The 24,501-nt window shown below is 42.7% G+C and carries 14 protein-coding genes; 3 read left to right on the top strand and 11 right to left on the bottom strand.

What is annotated here, in order from left to right; translation table 11 throughout:
* Nucleotides 1-119 precede the first annotated feature (119 nt).
* From C4F40_RS14950 to C4F40_RS14940, 3 genes are all read left to right on the top strand, one after another.
* A complete protein-coding gene (locus tag C4F40_RS14950) occupies nucleotides 120-797 on the top strand; it encodes a porin family protein (protein ID WP_196940183.1) in 678 nt (225 codons plus the stop codon).
* Nucleotides 798-815: 18 nt separating this feature from the next.
* Complete coding sequence (locus C4F40_RS14945; RefSeq protein WP_196940182.1) at nucleotides 816-2,459, top strand: NAD+ synthase; 1,644 nt, start codon at nucleotides 816-818, stop codon at nucleotides 2,457-2,459.
* Between the two features lie 177 nt (nucleotides 2,460-2,636).
* Nucleotides 2,637-3,233 (top strand): DUF4136 domain-containing protein, encoded by a 597-nt coding sequence (locus C4F40_RS14940; protein ID WP_196940181.1) that lies wholly within the window; start codon nucleotides 2,637-2,639, stop codon nucleotides 3,231-3,233.
* A 38-nt stretch (nucleotides 3,234-3,271) separates the two neighbouring features.
* Here C4F40_RS14940 and C4F40_RS14935 read toward each other — a convergent pair whose 3' ends face one another.
* The 11 genes from C4F40_RS14935 to C4F40_RS14885 all read right to left on the bottom strand — a co-directional run bounded on the left by C4F40_RS14935 (nucleotide 3,272) and on the right by C4F40_RS14885 (nucleotide 24,489).
* Nucleotides 3,272-4,429: a glycoside hydrolase family 88/105 protein gene (locus C4F40_RS14935; protein ID WP_196940180.1), complete on the bottom strand. Its 1,158-nt coding sequence runs from the start codon at nucleotides 4,427-4,429 to the stop codon at nucleotides 3,272-3,274.
* 1 nt (nucleotide 4,430) lies between these two features.
* Nucleotides 4,431-5,732 carry a sialate O-acetylesterase gene (locus C4F40_RS14930; RefSeq protein WP_196940179.1) on the bottom strand — a complete coding sequence of 434 codons (1,302 nt, stop codon included), beginning with the start codon at nucleotides 5,730-5,732 and terminating at the stop codon, nucleotides 4,431-4,433.
* A 104-nt stretch (nucleotides 5,733-5,836) separates the two neighbouring features.
* Nucleotides 5,837-7,660, bottom strand: coding sequence for a RagB/SusD family nutrient uptake outer membrane protein (locus C4F40_RS14925; protein WP_196940178.1), 1,824 nt, complete (start codon nucleotides 7,658-7,660; stop codon nucleotides 5,837-5,839).
* Between the two features lie 10 nt (nucleotides 7,661-7,670).
* Nucleotides 7,671-10,892, bottom strand: a complete 3,222-nt coding sequence (locus C4F40_RS14920) for a SusC/RagA family TonB-linked outer membrane protein (RefSeq protein ID WP_196940177.1) — start codon at nucleotides 10,890-10,892, stop codon at nucleotides 7,671-7,673.
* Between the two features lie 365 nt (nucleotides 10,893-11,257).
* Nucleotides 11,258-11,707: a hypothetical protein gene (locus tag C4F40_RS14915; protein ID WP_196940176.1), complete on the bottom strand. Its 450-nt coding sequence runs from the start codon at nucleotides 11,705-11,707 to the stop codon at nucleotides 11,258-11,260.
* A gap of 85 nt (nucleotides 11,708-11,792) precedes the next feature.
* On the bottom strand, nucleotides 11,793-13,421 hold the full coding sequence (locus C4F40_RS14910) for a RagB/SusD family nutrient uptake outer membrane protein (protein ID WP_196940175.1): 1,629 nt from the start codon (nucleotides 13,419-13,421) through the stop codon (nucleotides 11,793-11,795).
* Nucleotides 13,422-13,432: 11 nt separating this feature from the next.
* Nucleotides 13,433-16,531: a SusC/RagA family TonB-linked outer membrane protein gene (locus C4F40_RS14905; protein ID WP_196940174.1), complete on the bottom strand. Its 3,099-nt coding sequence runs from the start codon at nucleotides 16,529-16,531 to the stop codon at nucleotides 13,433-13,435.
* 20 nt (nucleotides 16,532-16,551) lie between these two features.
* Nucleotides 16,552-18,123 (bottom strand): fasciclin domain-containing protein, encoded by a 1,572-nt coding sequence (locus C4F40_RS14900; protein WP_196940173.1) that lies wholly within the window; start codon nucleotides 18,121-18,123, stop codon nucleotides 16,552-16,554.
* Between the two features lie 20 nt (nucleotides 18,124-18,143).
* Entirely contained in the window at nucleotides 18,144-19,760 is a 1,617-nt protein-coding gene (locus tag C4F40_RS14895; RefSeq protein WP_196940172.1) for a fasciclin domain-containing protein, read from the bottom strand.
* A 9-nt stretch (nucleotides 19,761-19,769) separates the two neighbouring features.
* Nucleotides 19,770-21,230, bottom strand: a complete 1,461-nt coding sequence (locus C4F40_RS14890; protein ID WP_196940171.1) for a RagB/SusD family nutrient uptake outer membrane protein — start codon at nucleotides 21,228-21,230, stop codon at nucleotides 19,770-19,772.
* Between the two features lie 10 nt (nucleotides 21,231-21,240).
* Nucleotides 21,241-24,489, bottom strand: a complete 3,249-nt coding sequence (locus tag C4F40_RS14885) for a SusC/RagA family TonB-linked outer membrane protein (RefSeq protein WP_196940170.1) — start codon at nucleotides 24,487-24,489, stop codon at nucleotides 21,241-21,243.
* Nucleotides 24,490-24,501 lie beyond the last annotated feature (12 nt).

The following is a 24,501-nucleotide window of genomic DNA, read 5'->3' as shown; positions in this document are numbered from 1 at the left end:
GCAAACAAACTTAGGTAACTTGACCTGTTGTTACAAGTACTAGTTTTCATTTGCATAACGACCGCTATCAAAACAGTTAGATGAAGTAAGACTTAGTATGTATATAAATAAACAATAGAATGAGACAACCCGCTGTAATTTTAATTGCTTCTCTCGCTTTTCTGGCGACAACTTTTGCTACACCGTCTGCAAAAGGTCAAGATTATTACCGAAATCGCTCGTCTAACGGCGATAAAAACATCCGCTTAGCACTTACGTTTAATCCCAATATCGGTTGGCTAAAATATGACAACGACTTTAAAGCAAACGCAAAACCAGGGTATTCTTACGGTCTTGTTGCTGATTTCGGATTTACTCGAAACTATTACTTCTCTACAGGGCTGCTCATCAATGCGATTAATAGTGACGTGGACGCACACAATGCCGTAGATGCGGACGACCCGCTTTTATACTATAGTCGAAACATTCACTTGAAATACGCTGAAGTACCATTGACTATAAAACTCAAAAGCGAAGAAAACCATCTGGGGCGCTTCTACGGTCAATTCGGTTTTACTGCTGGGGTTAAAGTATCCGGAAGAGAACAGTTACATAATCAAACGACAAAAACATCCATCGACGGTGATGATATTTTCCGTTTGGGATTGCAGATCGGCGGCGGTGCCGAGTGGAGATTATCCAATAGCCTAGCACTGCTGACAGGTATCGCTTATAATAATGGTTTTACAAGAGCTATCAATGACATAGGTAAGCCTAAAACCTCGTATGTATCCCTGAATGTCGGCTTATTTTTTTAACTTATTACACACATCTTTATGAAAATCGCTCTAGCACAATTAAATTATCATATCGGGAATTTTGAAAAAAACAACGAAAAAATAATCGATGCCCTACAGCAAGCAAAATCTAAAGGTGCCGGTTTAATCGTCTTTGCCGAATTGGCCATCGGCGGATATCCTGCCAAAGACCTTTTACAAAATGCCGCTTTTGTGGAAGAATGCAACCGTAGTATAAACCTCATTGCGGCACATTGTGAGGATATTGACTGTATAATCGGTGCACCGTTGAAAAACACGACCGGAGAAGGGAAAAACTTATTCAATGCCGCGGTTTATATCAGCAAGGGACAGGTCGTAAATTTTCATAAAAAATCTCTTTTACCAAATTACGATGTATTTGATGAATATCGTTATTTTCAACCCAACGACAACCTACGTTGTATTCAAATGGGCGATTTAAAAGTCGCATTAACTGTTTGCGAAGATCTGTGGGACGATGATGGAGATAACTCTTATGTAGGTGATTTGATGAGTGAACTTGCACAGGAGACGCCTGATTTAATTATCAATATTGCGGCCTCTCCTTTCTCCTACACCCATTTCAAAAACAGGATAAATGTATTGCAGCGTAATGTACTCAAAGCACATGCGCCGCTCGTCTACGTCAACCAGATCGGTGCGCACGCCGATATCATTTTTGATGGGCGTTCGGTTGCGCTGGATCAATACGGAGAGATCGTAACGGAATTGAAGAAATTTGAAGAAGACATTCAATATGTCGTGTTTGACAAGGGCAACCTGCAAGCCGTGGAAAAACACGAAGAAAAACCGGAAGCTACTGAAATCGCCCTAATCCACGATGCGCTTATACTTGGTTTGAAAGATTTCTTCTCAAAATCCGGTTTCCGGAAAGCGGTATTGGGTTTATCAGGCGGGATAGATTCGGCCATAGTAGCGGCATTAGCCGTCGAAGCATTGGGAGCCAAGAATGTATTAGCCGTACTCATGCCTTCCATCTACTCTTCCGACCATTCACTGAAAGATGCGCTTGATCTGGTACATAATACCGGATGCGAACATCTTATCTTACCCATAAAAGACATTGCATCGGCATTTGAAAACACCTTAAGCGATGCTTTTACCGGCTTACAGCCCAATATCACGGAAGAAAATATACAGGCACGTACACGTGGAACGCTACTGATGGCACTATCCAACAAATTCGGGCACATTCTACTAAATACCTCCAACAAGAGCGAATCTGCTGTTGGCTACGGCACCTTATATGGCGATATGGCCGGATCATTAGCTGTAATCGGAGACGTATATAAAACACAGATTTATGAACTCGCGGAATATATAAATCGTAATGACGAAATCATCCCTGTGAATACGATCGTAAAACCGCCTTCAGCAGAACTACGACCAGGGCAAAAAGATTCCGATTCTCTGCCTCCATATGAGCTATTGGATGCTGTCTTGTATCAACTGGTTGAATTGGAAAAATCCGGGGGTGAGGTCATTAAATTAGGATTTGAGGAATCTTTGGTTAAACGCATTGTCAGCATGTTAGGCAACGCCGAATTTAAACGATTTCAGTCGCCGCCGATACTCCGGGTAAGTCCCAAGGCTTTTGGTGTCGGAAGGTCAATGCCATTAGTTGCAAAATATCCATTTTAGCGTTAAACCTTTACAAAAAACGGTTGTCTAATTAAAAAGAAAGTATAAAGCGTTGCTTTGTCATGCCGAGGATACGAGGCATCTATCGCGATGATAAAACAAAGTGCTTAGATCCCTCCTGTTGTCGGGATGACGGGGTAAAAGAAAGCGTTGCTAGTTATTATTTATATATATCATATGAAAAAGTTATTATTTTTTGTTTCGTGTCTGGCGCTGATCGTCGTGAGTTCATGTTCTTCCCAGAAGTACCACACCACCCGCGTGCAAAATCTAGATTTTAGCCAATATAGAACGTACGGCTGGTTGCCTCCAGTGGACTCACTATCCAAAGACTATTTTAATAACGATATTGCGAAAAGTAATATTCTGACGACGGCAAATAAAGAATTAGAAGCTCGAGGATTAACCTATTCCAAAGAAAATCCGGATATATTATTTCGATATATTACCATTGTGAACAATAAAAGCAGACTGGTTTACGGAAATGCTTGGGGCGGTGGAGCATGGGGATGGGGCGGCCCATGGGGCTGGTACAGACCCTGGGGTTTCTATGGAGGCTGGGGAATGGGAATGGGTTACTCCTATCCTGTTGCCAAAGAAAAAGTACGCTACGCACATATCATATTGGAAGCCGTAGACCGTAAAAGCAATGGCGTGATCTGGCAAGCACGAGGTACTGGAGAGGTAGAAATCCCTGAAAAGGCGATTAATGATTTACCTAAAATCATATCGGGTATTATGAAAGAATATCCGTTACAACCTTCTAAAAAGTAATAAAAAAAACTCCGAAAATAAATCCGGAGTTTTTTTTATTATTTCTTGGCTTCGAGGCATCCCATGATAAAAGGTCCCGTTGCTTTCGAGTCATTTTCACGAACCCGTTCGTTCACGTAGTATTCATAGCTCCCATCCCGATAAGGATGCCCTCCTAATCCCGCGACAGCATTGCACTGAATCAACGTAAGATTATTACCATCCTTCCGGATCAGTTTCGTATTTATCCCTTCGAAGACGTTATTTACAACGCTTTCGTATTCCTTACCGATATAACCTTTATTGATTGCCTTGCTGTAGCCGTAGAGAAACATGCTATTCACAGAGGCTTCCTGATAATTTTTGGGCGCCCCTGCCTTATCCAGCACCTGCCACCAAAGACCGTCCTTATCTTGATATTTCGTTAAGCTTTTCGCTAAGCCTTGGATAACCTGTACTACGCTATCTCTTCTCGGGTAATCTTCGGGAATGTAATCCAACACATCGACCAACGCCATATACCACCAGCCAATACTTCGTCCCCAGAAATTAGGCGACTGTCCGGTTTTGGGATTTGCCCATTGTTGCTTCTTGCTTTCATCCCAGGCATGATAATACAAACCCGTAGCGGGATCGAACGTATGTTTAGCGGTGATTAAGACGTGATTAATCGCATCCTCATAGTATGTAGAATCTTTCGTGAACTGACCATATTGCGCCACAAATGGTGCCGCCATATACACCCCATCCAACCACACTTGATGCGGATAAATCAACTTGTGCCAATAAGCTCCTTCCAATGTACGTGGATGCCGCTTTAGTTGATCCATTAGACGCTCAATAGCTAATTTATATTTTTCCTTTCCGGTTTCCTTATACAAGGAAAACAAAATTTTTCCCGGATTAATATAGTCCACGTTATAGGTTTCCACTTTGTACAGGTGAATCTCTCCCCGCTCGTTAATAATCGTATCGGCCCACTCTTCTACGTAATCAACGTACTTCTGCTCTCCCGTCTGTTCCCAAACTTTTAGCATCGCCAAACAACCTAACCCTTGTGCATATCCAAAATAGAGTCTTTTGCCATGATCCAGTTGCCAAGCTTCTGGAAACCGATTCATTTCTGAATCTGCGAACTGGATGCCTATCGATTGAGCGGAGATCGCCCCAGACAGGAATAAACACCATAGTAAAAGTGCAAACAATTTCATTTTCATACTAATCATTTTTAAAAGGTAAAGCAGGGATTCCCCCTACATTATATAAGGTAGCTTTATTGTAATTCTTCCAGCTATATCTAAAATATTGAGGGCGGTCTACCGATTCCGAAGAGAGCTGAACAATGTTCATCCCCGTTACCTTCACTGTTGCGGTATAAAATATCCTATCGGCGCCGGCTACTTCAAAGCCAGAAATCCCCTCAGCCTGTTGCAGGCCCTGCGGATCATGCGCCTCAAAAGTAACCTGTATCTGCTTAGGCAACACCTCGTGGGATAGATACGTTGGCCCCATCCATACCGTTGATTCCCCATACAGATTGCCCAGGGCAATTTTAGCTAATCGCTCAGCCGGTATCCGTTTATTCCGCGGATGTATATCCGTCGAATCGCCTACATCCGTCGTGCTGGCCATCAACACCTGATCCAGCTTTTCGGCAACAAGATATTGCGCTTCACGAATTTCAGGCGTAGTACCCTTATAGGGTGCCAGTTGCACGAAGTAGAACGGAAGCGCATTATTTCTTCGGTGATCCCGCCAATTCCGTATCATATTTGCAAACATCTCCGCGTAGGCGTCCTGACGTTTCACGTTAGATTCGCCCTGATACCAGATTACGCCTTTAATCGCATATTGATTCAAGGGATGGATCATCGCATTCCATAGAACCGCAGACGATTTATTGTCTGTAGACCGTCCTACTTCACTTTGCTGAAATCCAGCATACAGCGGATTGCCTTTCATAATTTCTCCGGCTGTCCAGGCCTCAACCGGTGTACCTCCCCATGTAGATTGGATCAGGCCAACGGGAACTTGGAGATGCTGATGCAACTCTCGGCTAAAATAAAATCCGATAGCAGATTTATCCTGGATACTGTTTGCATTGCAGATAACCCACTCGCCTTCGCAATCCATTCTTGCTGTGTCCGAAATGGATTGTTTCACCCGAAAAAAACGGATGGATGGATAGTGAGCATCCCGTAATGCTTCGGCTTCATGCAACTCACCACTCCGCCAAGTAGCACCTTTTGACATCGGAAAATCCATATTGGATTGTCCGGATGCGAGCCAGACTTCGCCCAATAAGATATTGGATATAGAAATTTCCTCCGATGCATTGGATAACCGAAGCGTATGAGCTTCTCCGTCAGACTTCTCGGTATTTATGTAGCATTGCCATTTCCCTTCGGCATCCGCTACCGCCATAGCGGTTTCCTGATCCCAAGAAACCGCTATACGAATAGTATCGCCTACCCCACTCCATCCCCAAATAAGAACAGAAGTATCCTGCTGGAGTACCATGTTATTAGAAATAACAGCAGGTAACTTAATGGTTTGTGCGGTCCCGAGCGAAGCCGAACAAACCATTAACAGAAATAAACTAATATAACCCTTCAATGTATCTATCACGNASANTNGTACAAAGGATGTTGCTGCCCCCTTAAACCGGGGTTAGCATCGATGGTCTGCGTATTCAGCGGAAACAGTTCCACCTTATTTTTTTCTAATCCACGATAAATATTAGTTACCCAAACCTCTGTAGGCGTAAATGAATTTGCAAAGAATGCAGCGTTCCGACCATACATGTCCAATATGGTATAACCATCTCCTTCTAATGTAGCGCGCTCTTGCGTAGTAGGCGCAGAAACAAAACCCTGAAAAGGTATAGCTACAGTCGGATCGGCCAGTTTCGCTACAGCGTCCATTTGATAGGCACGGAACCGCGGTACATTAGCATATTTTCCCTCTTGCCGCGCCAATGCCAGGATATCGTTCTTAGTAGCTGTCAATTTTTCGAATAATATGCCCCAGCGGATAAGGTCGGTTCGTCTCCAACCTTCAAAAGCCAGTTCTAGTTTGCGTTCCTGAATAATCGCGTTTCTAAAGCCTTCGTAGTCCGAAGGCGTCTCACCGATCAAATCCGGATTATTATTAAAAGCACGCAACCGGACTTCTTCGTACCGTTCTTTAGCCAGCGCGGTGGGTCCATTATTCAATTCGTTTGCCGCTTCGGCATACATCAATAGAATATCTGAGTAACGCAGGTCGATCCAGTTGAAATTACGTTGGTGTTCTCTCGGCCCTAATTCTGCGCCCCAGTTCGCCCGATACTTCCCAATGGTGTGGTTGGCATAGGTATTCATTTGATATCCGTTTTCAGCTGTAATGGAATAATTGCTAATCGTGACATCGCGTCTCGTATCGCCATTGTCAAACTCGAAATACAATGTCGGAATTACCGCCATGGCTGGTTGTGATTTTTTGACCACAGAAAGGGTGTGCACAAAAATACCGTTGGTATAGCCATTGCGCAACTCATTACGATCTGGGCCTTCCTGTCCATACTCTAAAATACTTTCGTTATTATACCGCTTATTCGTCACGTCACGGAATACCGATTCGAAGGTTGGCGATAAACTGTGTCCGCCCTGCGTAATAACTTGTTCACAAGCATCGGCGGCAATCTGGTACAGCTCCTGCACGCGTACAGGATCCGAACGTGTACCTAATTTGACCGTTCCTGGTAAATAAGAATCTAAATCCCATCGTAAGGAATATCCCGCTGCGTAAAGAGCGACCCTTGCGAGTAATCCATAGGCGGCATTTTTGGAAATACGCTCCGATGATAATCCCGAAGCACTTTTCCATGGCAACAACTCAATTGCCTGTTGCAGATCCGAAATACAGCCGTCCAAAATGATATCTCTATTTACACGGGATGACGAAAAGCCTTCCGCGTCCACTACAGGAACCAAGGGATAAGGCACGTCACCAAAAAATCGCACTACATTCAACATATTTTTCGCACGTATGGCATATGCTTCTCCCAATAGCATATTAAGCTGCGATCGCTCTACGTCCGTAGCATCCATGGCGGTGATTCCTTTAATGAGTACATTTACCTGCTCAACGCCCGAATACATAGTAGTATATGTCGACGTTGGTGTAGTAGATGGATTGTAAACATAATTAGAAACCATGTTCTTTGAATTTGTCTCGCCCTCGGTAGAAAAGGCTTCGTCGGTGCCCATTCCAAATTGGTAGTACAACTCCTGATTGGAAGTACTCGTGTAAGCGCCTAACAGCGCCATTTCAACGCGACTTGGATTTTCAAAGATAGTTGAACTATCGAAATCACTCTGTGAAGGTAAATCTAGCCATTTTTGACAGGACGAACTGAGCAGTGTTGCACCTATTGTTATGATATATATTACTAATTTCTTTCTCATGATTCAATATTTAAAATGTCAAGTTCAAACCGGCAACAAAACTTTTTGCCCGTGGATATGCCGAATTATCGACACCTCTAGTCAGTATCGAACCAGTCGCTGAAACTTCCGGATCATAACCACTGAATTTCGTGAATGTATGTATATTATTAAGGGTAACAAAAACTCTCAGCCTATTTATAAAGGCACGTTGGGAGACTTTACCGGGTAGGGTATATCCCAAGGTAATATTGTTTATTCTTAAGAACGATGCGTCTTCCAAATAGTAATCTAGTGCGTCTGAAACAGCAATACTATTAGTGGAGTTTAAGCTCCAAACCTGATCTTTATCGTGCTGATTCGGATTTAGCTCAGCCAGTCTAGCCAAATTCATCGTCTCCGCACCCGTGGCAGGATCGATTAGTGTGAAACGATCTGCCATACGTCCTAAGGAATTCTGATTTGGAAGATATGGTCCCATGAAGCGTTGCGTATTCATATTAAACGCTTGGTTGCCATAACTAAAGTTCAAAAACACGCTCAAATCGAAATTCCCATAGATAAATTCATTGTTAAATCCACCGAAAAACTTTGGTTCGGGGTTCCCTATAATCGTTCGGTCATTGGTCGACCAAACCGGGTTACCATCAGAATCCATTTCGTCAGCAGTAGGAACATACTTTACATCTCCCGGTTTTACCGTGGCACGGTTCTTCCCTTTCAAAGCAGCCACACCGTCTTTTAAGGTATAGGAGCCGTCACCATTTTGTATAAAATCATCTGTTGTATACACACCATCATATTTATACCCGAAGAATTTTCCAACAGATTGATCGACATACGTACGAAATATTGCTCGCGAATCGACATCTCTTTGTAAATAGTCACTACCCGCACTTCCAGTGAGTGACTGTGTTAGAGAACGGTTAAAGGTCATATTCAAATTGGATCTCCATTGAAAATGATCATTTCGGATATTGGTTGTTCCTAAGGTCAATTCAACTCCTCTATTTCTAAGCACCGCAACGTTTTGATATTGAAACCGATATCCGGTAGAGGTAGGGATTTCAGCCTCTAAAAGAAGATTCGATGACCTGTTATTATAAAAATCCGCAGTAACATTGACCCGGTTATTGAAAAAGGAGATATCAGCTGCCACATTTGTAGTTTGTGTTTTCTCCCACATCAATAGCGGATTTCCCACGATGTCACCTGGTCTAAGACCTGTAGCCATCTCATTATTTATCGCCACTATCGTCGGTCCGTAGAGCGTTGCATAACGTACATTTCCAATTTTGTCATTCCCGGTCGTACCATATCCTACCCGGACCTTTAGCTGATCAAAAAAATCAACATTTTCCATAAACTGCTCGTTATGAATATTCCATGCTGCGGAGGCTGACGGAAAATTCCCCCACTGCCTACCTGGCATGAAAGTCGATACACCATCCCGACGTAAAGTACCGGTAAACAAATATCGGTTATCATAATTATAGATTGCCCTTGCGAATACAGATACAATTCCATAACGTCCTTCTTCCGTTTCTGCACGCTCCGTACGTCCGGCTAGCGATACGTCGTTCAAACCAAAATTATTGGAAGGAAACAGAAAATATTTGTGCTTAAGGGACATATTTTGCCGGTACATCACTTCGTGTCCAGCCAACAGGTTAAGGTTGTGTTTACCGAAATCTTTCAGCCAAGACACTGTGTTTGTCACCTGCCACTGGTATTTCTCTCCATTTTTGATATCGCCAAAAGGACCTAAATTTGCTCGCGCATCGGCAGTACGTCCGTCATCCCAAAAGGTATTACGGTCTTGCCACCACTGATAGCTCCCTGTACCACGCCAAGTGAAATCCTTGAAGAGCTTCGCTGTAAACCCGGCGTTGATATTGGCTACACGTTCGTAAGCATTCAGACTACGCGCATCGTTGGTAATAATCGGATTAAAAATATCGTATTGTGAATTCAACTGCTGTAGCTCCTCGCCTAAATCCTCATTAAGCAGCTGCTCATCCGTGAAACGCGTACCTCCCGTCACAGGTTGTAGAATCGCCATCTTGAGCATCCCTCCGAGCGAGCGGCCACCTTCAACATGCTGGCTCTGGAACATAGAATTGAAGTCTACGTTAAGCCCTGGAATGATCTCGTGATCTATCCTCGCTCGAACAGAATTACGGCTCATTCCAGACTTCGCAACGACACCATTCTGATGCGTATTATTGTAGGATAACATAAACTTCGTCTTCTCGTTACCGCCATTAATATTCACATTATGGACGTTTAACAAGGCTTGACCTCCAAACACAGCATCCTGCCAATCAACACCTTTCCTATTAGCGTAATCGCGTTGGATACGAGCATAAGCACCACTAGCAAAATCCGGTGCATCGACATCACCTCCAAAACCAGTAGCGAAATCAGGCTGTCTACCACCTAAAGTCTGCAATTCATATTGGTATTTTACATATTCTTCTACATTAAGCAAGTCCAGCTTTTTACTCAAGCCCTCAAAGCTATAATATGTGTTGTAGTCTACATTCGTACGACCAGCCTTTCCTGATTTTGTTGTGATGAGTACAACGCCATTGGAACCTCGAGAACCATAGATCGCAGTAGCAGATGCGTCTTTTAGAATCTCCATGCTCTCGATATCATTTACATCGATACGCGTTAATCCATCGTCCATAACAAATCCATCGACCACGTAAAGAGGTGTAGTCTCGCTGGTTAAGGAAGTACCACCACGTATATTCAGATTGATATCAGCTCCCGGCGCCCCACTTTGCGTGACAACGCTTACTCCTGCTACCCGGCCGGTTAATGCTTGAGCTGCAGAGGTAACCGGTAGATTGCGTATATCATCACCTTTGACAGATCCTACCGCGCCCGTGAGATCGCGCTTGCGAACTGTACCATACCCGATGACGACTAACTCGTCCATTACATTGATGCTGCCCGTTAACTGGATGTTAATTTTAGCTTGATTATTGACTGGAACCTGTTGCGGTTCGAAACCGAGATAGTTAAACGTTAATGTTGCTGTTCTTGGAACAGAAATTTTATACATACCCGCTGCATCGGTCTGTGCAGACGTGGTACTGTTGGAGACGGTGATGGTTACGCCGCTTAAAGGCGTATTGTTCTGATCGGTAACAATTCCTGTTACGTCAATATTCCCTTGTGCATTAGTAGTTAGAAAACTGAAGAACAGCAGACTCACTAAGATAATTCGTTTTGTAATTAGCATCGGCTTCTATATTGATATAAATAAATAGGTTTACTATATCCCCCCATTTTTGGGTGGAGAACAAAAATAATCCTATTCTTAGCTAATATGCATCCTGTGCCATCCTGAAATAGACCGGCATAAAACCGCAGCACTTAGCGCCGATTAATCTTAATACAATAAATAAAACAAAGCTTACTACCTATAGATGTGACATTTAAAAATTAGGGGATAAAAATCTTAAAATAGATTAAAATTCACCATTGTAACAAGAATGTTTTGTTACAATGGTGAATGTTTTCTTTATGAAGCAACGGTTAGTTCAGCGATTAAGATAAGTAATGAGAGCTCCCTAATCGACTGCCCTAACCTTGGTAAGGGGTTTCTTAGTTTGGATAATAGATAGGAAAAAAACCAAAGTAGTGATCTATATTGGAAGCTGTAGTAACCCCAACACCAAGGTGAAAATATTCAGGGTCGCCTTGGTTGAGAATTACACTACCCGATAACGGTGCTCCATCGTAGTCATCCCAAAAAGGAGTATGTGGTTGTTCCTCATATATAGAACCCTCACTATACCCAAAATATTGAAGGTATGTTATGGGATCCCCAGGCAGAGGAGTGAGCTGTATGTCATAATACAAAATGTTGTCACCATTGATTTGTTTTAGTTCATACGTAACTTTTAGTAGACCGTCTGTACTTTCGTAGATTAATTTCGTATCATCAGCATAGCTGACTCCTGGATGCGAGGCAAAATATGCCCAATCCATACTTTGTCCAAATGCGGTGGTACTGATCCATAAAAATAGGATACTAAACATAATTTTTCTCATACTTTTTTGTTTTAAGGTTTTATAATAATGAATAAATAATCAAGGGTACCTTGGAAATCTTGTCATCGTTTTATTAAACAAAAAGCTAATCCAACGGATAATTAATAAACCAATTGCTTTCGGTCATCAGATAATTACGGATTTCTTCTTCCCTACCACTGTACTTTTTGGATACGATATCTGCTACAATGGAATTATCCTGCCATCTCTTAGCAATCCGTACCATAGCAAAGAAAGGTTTTGCTTCACCCGAACTTTCCAACAATGTTTCTTCGACAATAAGCTTATCCAATGCCTTTTTGTAAGCAGTGGTATCCGCTGCCGTGCTGCCTTGTCCTGGTTTAGCTATCCCAGCTGGGTAGACCGCAGACATATTGACACGACGGCGTATTCCCCAGTTTCTTCTAAGTGGAGCAGTCTGTAAGGGATCTGCAAAGGGATCTCTCAGATTACCAGCATTCAAATCCTGATATGTACTAATGCCACTATTTAAGAGAGCTTCAGCTTCTGCGAATAAGCTTAAATGATTAAGCGCCTCTATCACAAAGAAATGTACATCTGCATCTCTGTAAATCGTGACATGGACATTATTCTTATAAATCTCCGAAGGAGTCTCCCTGTCTCTGGAATATTTTCGAACCACCCAATCCCCATTCTGCAAAAAATAGGTGAAATTTTCTCCTCTATACTGATCCCCCAAATTAAGTCCATCCGCACGTAACTGTCGGGCATACCTATCCATGGAGACCTGAGACGGTCTTAAATAATAAACCGAAGGTGGGATGTTCGAGAAATATTTAATCAATCTATTCGTTTGATTACGTTCGTAATCATAAGGAACAATGTTGATCAAGACCCGCGTTCTTGTTATCGGATCACGCGTAAATACCTGAATCCATTCTGCATTATAGTCGTCACTGCTTATCTTGTAACGTCCGCTCCCGTTATCATAAATAAAGTTCATCCCGTTTGCCACCACTTTATCATATTGTCCAGCCCACAATTGTAATTCGATCAACAGCGGCATCGGTGAAGGACAGATCATATTCCACACTAAATCCTGTTGGTTGGTTGGTATCCCCGGAAACAGAATATTAGCCCAATTCGTTTCGTACAAGCCATTCACACCGTCAACTCCTGATTCCATTAAGGATAGTAACCGGGGTATCAACTCGTCTAACGTGATCATAGGAATAGCACCTATGTCCTCAAGCGTCAGATTAGGATTGTCAAAATAAGCTGCTTTTCCATACAGCTTTCCAATGGTCAGATAGGTCCAAACCTTAAAACGAATGGCTCCCGAAATCAATGCCCTGTAATCCGATTCTTCGATTACCTTAGGATTTTCCTTGCGGTATTGAACCACCTTGTCAATATAGTTGTTGGCATTGACAATCAAATCGTAGTAAGGACTGGGATTCGCAAATTCGTTGCCTCTGCTTTCTTTAAAATTGTAGATATCCCATAGATCCTGAGGTGCATTTTGGGTAGGTTCTAAAAAATCCGACCGCAGGTCGCTCAGGAAAATAGTCTGATCGGCAATAGCCTGCATTTTGGAAGCAACACCGATATAGCCAGAATACAACTCATTCGCTTCACCCACATAATTCTCCTCCAATAGGATATCGTTGGTATCCACTTCGAAGAATTTTTTACAACTGGACAAACTACATATTCCTATTAATAAACCGTATACTATATATTTCTTTCTCATAAAACTACGTCCTATAACTTAATGTTCACACCGATTCTAAATGTTCTTGGCAAAGCGATCTTACCATAATCCAAGCCTGTATAGGCTACCTGATTGGCATATTCGGTCACCGGATCCAGCCCCAGGTAATTGGTCCATGTAAATAAATTCTCACCCGCTATATACCATTCTGAATTACGCAATGCTTTGATCCTACTTTTGGAGACACTATAAGAGAATATCAAATTTTCCAATCTCAAATAGGATGCATCTTCTATCCAGCGATCTGAAAATCTTGCATTTTCCATCGGATCACCGTACTGTACTCTCGGGATATCGGTCACTTGTCCATCAGCTTGCCACCTCCGTAAGGTTGCTTCCGATTGGTTAGCCCAACCATCTTGCGATTCCAAACTCTTACGGAGTCCGTTATACATGCGATTGCCCTGGCTGTAGCTCATAAACCCCTGAAGATTGAATTGTTTGTATCGCAAATTGATCGATCCTCCGCCAAACAATTTTGGCAAGCTGCTACCCAACAATTGTTTATCCTGCTTATCGATAACACCATCCTGATTGACATCATTAAACAGCGCATCTCCCGCCTCAAAAGGTTGGTTTCTGAAATCCGTCAGGTTATGCGCTTGTGCTTCTGCCTCACTCGAAATAACGCCTTTAAATTCATATCCGTAGAAAGAAAACGGAGATTGTCCGACCATATTAATACGTTGCACATCATCGGGCTGATCGATAATGAGGGAACGGTTTCCGACAAGCTGCTTAACCGTACTGTTGAGCGTGGAAATATTTCCGCCAATGGCTAAAGACCAAGTCCGATTATCCAATACAGAAAGGTTCAAATCTACTTCCAATCCATTATTATCGATCTGCCCACCATTGATGTAGACTCGATCGATGCCAGCGACAGGTGAGACTGGAAACATATTCAGCAGGTTTGATGATTTTGAATAATAATAACCGACATTTAGGTTGAGCCTTCTGTCAAAACCCGAAAAGATAAGGTTTGCCTGCATGTTTTGGTTATCCTCCCATTGAATTCCGGTATTTGGGATATTACCCACGACAATACCTGCCAACTGCCGATACAATTGACTGGAATAATAAGATTTGGAGAGCTTCGAGGAAAACCTGCTATTTCCTGTTTTGGCGTAGCCCAATTTCAGAATCAGGCTATTGATACCTTCGGCATCTTTAATCCCTCCATAATTATTTATCAGGAAAGATACATCCGCCGCAGGAAATAGGCCGAAGCGATTGGCCGTATTGCCCGACACGGAAGAACCGTCCACATTCAGGGAAGCATCAACCTTTACAAGGTTTCTAAAGTTGTAACTGGAAAATCCATAGAAACTTAACCAGTTCCATTTTTCGCTGTACCCCCAAAACATCCTTCCCGCGGCGTTCGTATAGTTTAATGTTCTGTAAAAATCTGAACTGGTATTCCGCCCCGAACCCGCATCATACTCCTGTGCGTTCATGATCGACTGAATACCGCCACCGATCTGCCAGACATCGCGTTCATATGCTTTGTCATATATTGCATTCATCCCTAGGAAAAGATTGGAGGTCTGTCCCTCTCCTGCCCTAGACGTATTGAGGGCGATTCCTTCTTCCAGGGGAGCCACTGTTCCGCTCGATAATCCCGGCACGAAAAGAGCTTGTCTGGTATAGTTAGAAAACAACCCCACTGTACCGGTAAACCTCAAGTTCGCCGAGGCCTTATAGATCAGGTTTGCATTGACAAATATATCGTATATATCCGAGTTCACATTTCCGTCGTTTAACAGCGCCACAGGGTTGGTGACCCCAAAGTACCCTATGGCATCATAGTCCGGCAACAGGTTGTTATCCGGATCTTTCTTATACGGGCTCAACACCGGTGCCCTGTACATGGCCGCCAACATAGGGTTAGTTTCTTTTGATATACCCTGCTCTTGTAACTTCGCAGTTGCATAGGTCAAGCCCATTGCAGCATTCAGATCAAACTTAGATCCCAAAGCAACTGTCGCATTCATACGGGTACTGTATCTCGTATTTTTGGTCTGATCCAGTGCCCCGTTTTGGTTCAATACTCCGAGCGAAAGATCATATTTTGCAACTGCGTCTCCTCCTTTTACACGCAGGTGGTTGTCAGTGACGAAGGCATTTCTATAAATGAGGTCCTGCCAATCCGTTGTATTATTATAGAGGTAATTGTAATAATAGTTTGGATCATCACGAAGAAAAGGAAAATTATTCAGGAGTTGTCCCATATCATCGTACTCCGTCATCCCTACGTTGCCCAAATAACTTTTGTAATCACTCACTCCCAATACCGGAATAGTCCTAAAATTATGTGCGACGCCATAACTTCCTTTAAACTCGATCACGGTCTGCAGATCCAATGAAGAAGAGGTTTCCAAGGACAACACGCCGTTGGAACCTAACGAACCGTATCGCGCTGCATCCGCACCTTTGAGCAAACGCACACTTTTTATATCATTGACATTGATCGCGTTTAATATTCCACGTGAATACGCACCTATTATCGGCGAATTGGTCGCATCCGGTATAAAAGGTATCCCGTCAATCACGATCAGAGGTGAGTTGTCTGCTTCAAAGGAACGTACACCTCTAAAATTAAAGGTTGCTCCTTCGGAAACCATTCCACTTTTATTCGTGATACGAAGGCCGGCCATCTCGCCGAGCAACACATTTTCAAGACCTACAGCTCCCGGCCGGTAGTCTGTATTCTGCAGATAAGCGCTATTTTTCTCTGAAAAGGCTCCATCTATGACATTGTCGTACTTGATCCGGCCTTCAGAAATCAAGGTCACTTCAAATTCAGTACGCCCCAAAACCTCAACAATAGCCTCGTAATATCCTGGGCTCCAGACCCTGATCGTGGAGGGAGTAGTTTCCAGATCCTCAAACCGAAAAGTTCCGTTTGCCTTGGTCTGTGTGTTGTGCGATGTATTGACTATACTAACTACCGCATTAGGAATAGGTGCTTTGTCATATGAGCTCAAAACCTTACCTGAAATAATAGTCTGTGCAAATATGGGCAGCGAACCCAATACTATTGTTGAAGTTAACATTAATCTATATAAGCCTCTAGCTCTATTTCTCATAAACTTACTTAAAAAGTTGGTTAATAATTATTTGCTGTTGGTACTAAGGTCCAGTGATAAGGTCGCAGACGTATAGGTGTTCCTAACTCATACTCCATCTTTATACGGAAAGAAGCCATTCCATCTCCTTCAACGTTCACAGTTCCAACTAATCCTCCCCAACCATTATGGTTGGACACACCAGGTGTCGTATTGGTATTTCTATCAAAATTCCAAGGATTAGACTGGGAGACATTCAGTCCGGATCGCACCAGCACATCATTAAAGTATATATTCATATACGGATGCCCAGATGATTCAAAACCCATATACAGATTGTATTCTCCTGGAGGAACCTCAACGATCTTATACCCAACTTCGCCTGCCTCATTACGATCCAGCATAATTGCTGTAAAATCTAAAGCTGTGCGCGTATCTCCTGCCGTACCGGTAATTTCAAGCATTCTGTAGGTAAAACCGGTGATCCCAAGATTTGGAAAATTAACAGTAGGCCCATTCCTAAGCACTATATTCGTTATATTAGTAGACGTAAAGAGATTAGGCCTTTCTGCTTCGGGAACATACTCGTAGTAATGAAACAGCTGCTTAATCATGGAGATATGGACATTATTCGGAATTTTCAACTTTGTAATATTATAGATTCGGCCATTACTCATTCGCATATAATCCGGATCAGCTATTTGTATATCCGGTTTCCACAATCTTCCATAGGCCGAGGTTAGATCTTCGTTTCCGTAATTATCCACTAGCGTATTATAAAATACGGCTTCCTTAATCCAGGTGTAAGCAATCTGAGAGTCTGCCTTTAAAAACTGCTTTCCAAATTGGTCATATAGTACGCCTAAATTTTCAAAACAATCCTCAATAACATCATTACTAGGTAAGAACATCGTAACACGTGTAAATTCCGACATAATATTAGCCCGCTGAAAAATAGGGTTTGAAATAACATATACAGAGTCATACAAGGTATTTCCTTGTCGATCTACACCGACCGGAATACTATTGATAGGATCAAAGATCGTGTCATTCATTGCCAAAATCGTATCCCTTATAATAGAATGACTATCTCCAAGGTCTTCCAAATAATCATAGATGCTCACGTCTGGCTTAAGCAATTGGTCAATTTCATGTACAACACCATTTTGGCATAATTGGTTCCCCTTGACAATAGTACCATCGCTCACGTGCACGTCATCCCCATCAATCTCAATAGTCAAGTACTTACCATTTAACGTCATCAACCTTAACCCCGTCTTAAGCTTGGTTTTATCAAACACCAAGTTATTGATATGGTACTTCAGAATATAATCTTCATCATAGCCTAAATTGGATAACTCGACCATCTTATCATTGGGCACAGCCCACACTGTTAATGTTTGATCCCGCTCCAACTCTTTGTCTAGACCATGCTCTACCAACTTGCTCACGAAAGTCGAATACTCTGGTTTAGACTTCAAGTAATCTAACAAATTCAAGGGCGAAACGACTTCGTTTCCCTCAGTCACATCATAATGGTCTGCCCACTTTTTTTGACATGCTGTCATCACCATACTAAACACAGTGACAACGATCAAAATAATATTTTTCATAACATTCAATTTAAATCTCACTAATCAATCGGATCAAACTGCAAATAATCCATCGTAATTAATTTGCCATCTAATGATAATACCCTAAATGTATGCGATGTTGTCTCTGGGAAATCAACCGTACCCAACACCTGTGTCCTCCTAGCCTCAGACGAGGTGTTGGAGATCACTAATCTTGGGTAAATCTCCTGATTATCCATAATAAACGAAACAATCCCGGTATTGGTCGCATTTCGCGGGCTTGGCCATACATAGGTAACCCGATACTTGCCTCGTACTATAGCCGGAGATTTCATCTCGATCCAACCGGACTCTCCCAACGTAGCCAACAAATAATCGTTATTTAATGTGGCCGGATACAACGGATCTGCTGGTCGTAGATTTCTATAAATCAATGCATCGGGCCTAGTTTCTGGAATGGTAGACCACTTTATGCTTGTCAATTCGCTTGCTGCAAATGTTTTATTGTACTGAGATCCCAAAGTAGGATTTCTATATTGTGTTACATTTGCTGCAATATCCGGATAATCTGTAAACTCCCAAATAACCTGCACACGCTCCGGCAAAAACAGCGGCATCCAATTGTCTACCTCATGTACGACTCCGTTTTTGGCGACAATATTAAATTCGACAAATTGGATATAACTTTGCATATCTGCTGTGGCATTAATGACCAACTCGGACGGGCCTTCTGACACTTTTATCAACTCATTGGTTGCCATCGTTTCAAAATTCGTCGTATACACGCCGTCTGGATAGGCTCCCAAATCTGCATAAGAGCGCTGTTGTGCCAATATATGATAGGCTACATATTTGTTCAAGTCATTTTCTGTATCCTTATAATCTGAACCACTCGGTACTTCCAGTTTTTGAACCAAATCCTCCAAACTGTGTATACCTTCTTTTGCGAAAGTACTGTTGGAAACCGCAAATGTGGTATATCTAAACCGTTGCTGTATAGGCTCCCCATTTTGATCCACAGCCTCGGTATATACTCGCTTCAGTATTTCATCCAGACCTGTCGCAACCACCGCTTCCCGAAAAATACTAAATTTAGGATCTTCCAACCGGTTGTAAATAGTTGCTGTCAAGGGCACCAGCACATCGTCAAGACCGTGTATAATGCCATTCGTCGCTTTAATATCGAAAGCATTGATACGGGATTCGCTGTTGAGGTACACCGCTTCCAATCCGAGCGCTCTAAATTCAATATACAGGTTATCATCTGTCGCATTCAAATCGTTGATCGCTCCGCTCTGGAATTGGCCCAAATCAATTTGAGCACCAGGTATCAAGTGATACTTGATCAGATAATTGGCGTCCTCCTTGGTCATCTGCGATACAGACGAAAGACCAAGCTTTTGCAAATAGCTTTCTACACCGGCATTTGTCGGCGCAAAAAAAGTATATGTACGGTCTAGGTTCAACGTGTTGTACAAATCTGCTTTTTCCAATATTTCCACCCACAGCGCATACTTGCCATCGGGATCACTTTTGAGCAATAAAGCTATTGGCTTTTCCTCATACGCCATATAAGTATTGTCTTCATAGGCGTCCTTGCAGGCGCTTGCCAAAAGCAGAATACCAAAAAAAATCATATACAGTGGCGACTTCTTCATTATTGTTGATTTTTCCATCTTGTTCACTTAGTTTAGAGGTGCATAATAGGGGTTCTGCTCCAGCAATCTGTTGAAACGTATCTCATCCTGATGAATCGGCAGATAATGGGCATCTTCGTTCATTAATATGGAGCGTACCACTGGGGCAGATCCCCCCGTCATCCCTTCCATAACTTCATCGATAAGGTAATCCTTATATGCATAATTATTACGTTTTGCAACACGCAAAAGGTCGTACCAGCGCTTACCTTCTCCCACAAACTCGCGCGCACGTTCGTCCATCAATAACGCTAACATCTCCAGCTCCGTGGAACCTGGTGTGATCGGTCTAGAGATCTGTGCCCGGGAACGGACAGCTGTAATCAATTCCAATGCGGCAGGATAGGAACTCTCCCCTTTCATAAGCAGTGCCTCCGCTTTCATCAGATAAATATCGGCTACACGATACAGTATAAAATTTTGATCGCTTTGAGGCCTCGGGATCGTTGTATTTCCCTCCGCACCAATATATTTCCAAAGCTTGAGGTCGGCTGCGTAGGTTGCACGTAGGCCACGGATATCTTCCGGATTTTCCTGGAAAAGGGCCAAGCCATAAGGAGAGATAATCCAATTGTAAGATGCACCGAAAATAGTTGTAAAATTATTGGTCTGCTGTTTTGCAAAGTCAAATTGGATTTCAAAAATACCCTCATTCGAATTACCCGGATTGAAGATTGTAAACCAATTGTTACGTGCATTTACCACGCCTTCAATTAGCCCGACACGTCCGGATTCGAGTACCGCATTACAGGAAAAAATCGCTTTATCATACTCTTCGGTCCACAGATAGACATCGGCCAATGTCGCATGAATTGCATTGGAGGTAGAGCGACCTTTGGTTTCCCATACGGTCGGCCATATATCTTTGCTGTTCTCCAATGCGGTCGTCAGATCAAGGACGATTTGATTATAGATGTCCTGCTGTGAAGATTTCCTCACTTCGTACCGCTGACTATCGTTCATATACGGTTCTAGGATCAGGGGAACTTCCCCAAAATTACGAACCAGATAGAAATAACTCAATCCCCTCAAGAAATAGGCCTCAGACAAAAACGAGTTCATTACGGCTGGGTTAAACGAGGGATCCCGCTCCACTACATCCGGCGCATAGCGTATCACCATATTGGCATAATTGATAATCTGGTAAAAATCTCCCCATTTGACCATTTCATTGGAAGGAAGTAGCCTTAAATTTTTGAAATCGTTCAAACCTACGGGTATGAAGCCACCGGTGGAAAGCATATTCCCTCTGGCCTCGCCCCAGGTTATCATGGGGTTGACCGATTTTTGTAAGGTGACATAGGCCGATCCAAGTACAGCTTCCACCTCTTCTTTCGTGTTCCAATATTTATCCGTTACCTGTTCATTCTCTGGCAAGAGATCCAGCCACTTGCTACATGAGCTACTCAACACGGCCAATAGGACTACTGTATATTTAATTATCTTCATAGCTTACAAATTAAAAATTAGCTAAAATACCAAATGCAAATCGTCTCGGTCTGGGTGTACTCGCTTTATCTTCACTGAGCATGTATATATTAGACGACAGGGAAACTTCTGGATCCTGACCGGAATAATTGGTCCAGGTAAATAAATCCTGTAGGGTACAAAAAACGTCAAAACGTGTAATATTAAACCGGTTGATAAACGGCTTCGGAAAGGAGTAGCGTAAAGACACTTGTTTCAACCTTACAAATGATGCATCCTCTACAAAGCGATCTGATCCCAAGGTATTGTACCCTTGATCATAAAGTGCACGAGGAATATCCGTCTGATCGCCTTCATGACGCCAACGACTAAGAACTGCGGTACTCTGATTAGAGGCACCTCGCATATTTTCTGCACTTATCCGTGTACCGTTGACAACCTTGTTACCAAATCGGCCGTGCAAGAATGTCGTCAGTGAGAATGCCTTGTAACGTATGTCGATACCTCCTCCAGTAGTGAATAAAGGCATCGCGTTCCCCAGATAAACAATATCGTACTGATTGATCACGCCATTACCATCCATATCCTGGTATTTGGCATCTCCGGCATAGACTTTACGGTTACCATTCTGCATATAAACGGCCTCCCCCATCAAGTCGTAAATGACATTATTGTTTAGATCACGCGCGAAAGTCTCCGTTTCGTTTTGATATACACCCAAATACCTATACCCGTAAAATGAACCTAACGGATTGCCCTCTATAACCTTGTGGGCGTAATTACCATTTCCGAAATTATAATTTTCAAATTGCATGTTGTCCGGCAATTCCAATACTTCATTCTGGTTTCTCGAGAAATTCAAGTTCGCACTTAAGGTAAAGTCTTTAGCACGAAATATATCTCCTCTGAGTATGATTTCCCAACCCTTGTTGACCATTTCTCCGGAATTATAAAACTTCATTTCGGTAAAACCAGTCGATGAAGGAAGTTTAATATCCTTATTCAGAAGATCCGTTGTCAGTCGGTTGTAGATTTCTCCCGTGAAGTGCAGACGATCTTTAAAAAAAGATAATTCTATACCGATATCGGTTTGGGTAATGGTCTCCCATTTCAAATTATCCAATTGTATTCTTGTCGGGCGGATGGCTGTCATATCCATATAACCCGGTGTGATGGGTTGAAAAACACCCATATAGGTATAGGCACCCGTGGGACCGTTTCCACTTTGCCCCCAACTGAATCGTAATTTGGCCAAATCAAGAAAATCAAACTGTTTCATAAACTCTTCATCCCCAAGCTGCCAAGCGACCCCGAATGCCGGGAACCCCTTCCAGCGGTGCTGCGCAGATATGGCCGAATTCGCTTCCCAACGATAGATCCCGTTAATAATATACTTGTTTTTATAGGCATAGTACAGACTCGAAATAGCCCCCATACTTCTGGTCATGGAATTACCCGATCCCATACTAATGACCGCCCCGCCGGCAGTCGGGTCACTTAAAGATGCAGACGCATTACCGGATGTCTCCGAAGCGTAACTAAAGCTTCGAGATTCATTGGTCTGGAATAATTGTGTTCCGACAATATTATGGTCTTCACCAAAATTCTTATTGTAAATAAATTTATTTTCCGTGTTAAGGTGTAGGGCATCGGACATCAGGTCCGATCCTCTGTTAAAGAAAGGGTCTGTCCAAATAACTCCGGTGACCGATTGTGGGAGGAACTTTCTGTTTTTGTTTGACCGGATGTCAAAACCAACCGTACCGGTATAGCTTAAAAACGGCAAAATATTATACTGTGCTCTAAAGATCGCCCGGGCTTGCTCGCCTGTAGTCTGATTAATCGACTCATTGACCATCGCGACAGGATTGTAAATAGACGACTTACTTTCACCTAAGAAAGATCCCTGAAAATTAATCCGAGGTGTAAAATATTGATCCGAATAGAAGCCGTACTCATCGATGACATATGGGCTCATATTAGGCATGCGATTCATTGCTATTCCTCTGGGACTAGCAACATCTTTCCCCGTCCAATTGCTATTTTGTATACTCCGTGAGTAGGACAAGTCAGAACTGATATTGAACTTATTGGAAAATCTATAATTCACGCTGACCAGTGAATTGTATCGATTGAGCTTGGTACCGATAGTTGTACCGACATCGTTAAGGTAACCCAGGGATACCCGATAGGTAGCCTTATCGCCTCCACCACTAATAGACAACGAATTATCTTCAAAGTGACCAACCTGGGTCACTAGATCCGTCCAATCTGTATTCTGGTTATACTCGTTGAAATAGTTCCAGTTGGGATCGTATTTAATTTCATTGGTATTGTACAACATGTTTAAATAAGCAGTCGACGCCTGATAGCCTAGGTCGTTGACGGTATTCCAGATCGCATCCTGTATCATGGACACATACTGCCCCCCATCCAACATCGGGATGGTCGCTGCTTCGCGCTTTACGTCAATCTTGGAGGAGAATGCGAATTGGGTTTTCCCTTTACGGCCTTTCTTGGTTGTAAACAACAGGACACCATTCGCTCCGCGAGAACCCCATACCGCTGTTGCGGCCGCATCTTTCAATACTTCTATGGACTCGATATCATTAGGCGATATATTGATCAAGGCTCCAAAGTCTTCATCATTGGCCGTCGAAAAGTTAAAATCATCGTTGATCGACGTTGGATAAGGGATGCCATCCACAACGATCAGCGGTTCGGAGTTTCCGTTGAGTGAAGATGTACCACGAATCCGAATCGAACTTCTCGCTCCGGGATCTGCACTGGAGATGATATCCACATTGGCCAAACGGCCCTGTAGTCCTGCTTCGATGGAAGCAAAAGGCATAGCTTCTAGTTCTTTCATATCGAACCGCTCTGTAGCCGATACTTGGTTTCTAAAACTAATGCCCATATCATTCTTTGCCCCACCTTCCCGAACGATGGTTACCTCCTCGATAGACTGATCATCAACGATCAATGTGATATTAATGGATCCTTGCCCGCTATAGGGAATACGAGTAGATTTAAATCCAATACAAGCTATCACAATTGTGAGCCCATCTCCAGCAGGAACTTCTATTTGATACTGCCCCAACGCATCCGTTGATGCACCCTTCAAGTTTCTATTTTCTTTGTTCTCTACAAAAATCGAGGCTCCTTGTAGAGGTGCATTTTTTTCTCCTCTAATAGTACCAATCAATACTTTTGAGCTTTGAGCAAAAGCTGAAAAAATGAAAGAGGAAAGAGCAACTAAAATTAAAATCTGTAGCCTCATTTATCTTATTTT

The sequence above is a fragment of the Sphingobacterium pedocola genome, assembly GCF_015209965.1.
GTDB lineage: Bacteria > Bacteroidota > Bacteroidia > Sphingobacteriales > Sphingobacteriaceae > Sphingobacterium > Sphingobacterium pedocola.
The sequence above is the reverse complement of the archived record's forward strand: the minus strand, read 5'-3'. Positions and strand labels throughout refer to the sequence as shown.

Coding starts and splice junctions, on each gene's coding strand:
- C4F40_RS14915 (WP_196940176.1), bottom strand. CDS start 11,707: ATGAGAAAAATTATGTTTAGTATCCTATTTTTATGGATCAGTACCACC.
- C4F40_RS14945 (WP_196940182.1), top strand. CDS start 816: ATGAAAATCGCTCTAGCACAATTAAATTATCATATCGGGAATTTTGAA.
- C4F40_RS14900 (WP_196940173.1), bottom strand. CDS start 18,123: ATGAAAAATATTATTTTGATCGTTGTCACTGTGTTTAGTATGGTGATG.
- C4F40_RS14940 (WP_196940181.1), top strand. CDS start 2,637: ATGAAAAAGTTATTATTTTTTGTTTCGTGTCTGGCGCTGATCGTCGTG.
- C4F40_RS14950 (WP_196940183.1), top strand. CDS start 120: ATGAGACAACCCGCTGTAATTTTAATTGCTTCTCTCGCTTTTCTGGCG.
- C4F40_RS14895 (WP_196940172.1), bottom strand. CDS start 19,760: ATGGAAAAATCAACAATAATGAAGAAGTCGCCACTGTATATGATTTTT.
- C4F40_RS14920 (WP_196940177.1), bottom strand. CDS start 10,892: ATGCTAATTACAAAACGAATTATCTTAGTGAGTCTGCTGTTCTTCAGT.
- C4F40_RS14890 (WP_196940171.1), bottom strand. CDS start 21,230: ATGAAGATAATTAAATATACAGTAGTCCTATTGGCCGTGTTGAGTAGC.
- C4F40_RS14935 (WP_196940180.1), bottom strand. CDS start 4,429: ATGAAAATGAAATTGTTTGCACTTTTACTATGGTGTTTATTCCTGTCT.
- C4F40_RS14930 (WP_196940179.1), bottom strand. CDS start 5,732: ATGGTACTCCAGCAGGATACTTCTGTTCTTATTTGGGGATGGAGTGGG.
- C4F40_RS14910 (WP_196940175.1), bottom strand. CDS start 13,421: ATGAGAAAGAAATATATAGTATACGGTTTATTAATAGGAATATGTAGT.
- C4F40_RS14885 (WP_196940170.1), bottom strand. CDS start 24,489: ATGAGGCTACAGATTTTAATTTTAGTTGCTCTTTCCTCTTTCATTTTT.
- C4F40_RS14905 (WP_196940174.1), bottom strand. CDS start 16,531: ATGAGAAATAGAGCTAGAGGCTTATATAGATTAATGTTAACTTCAACA.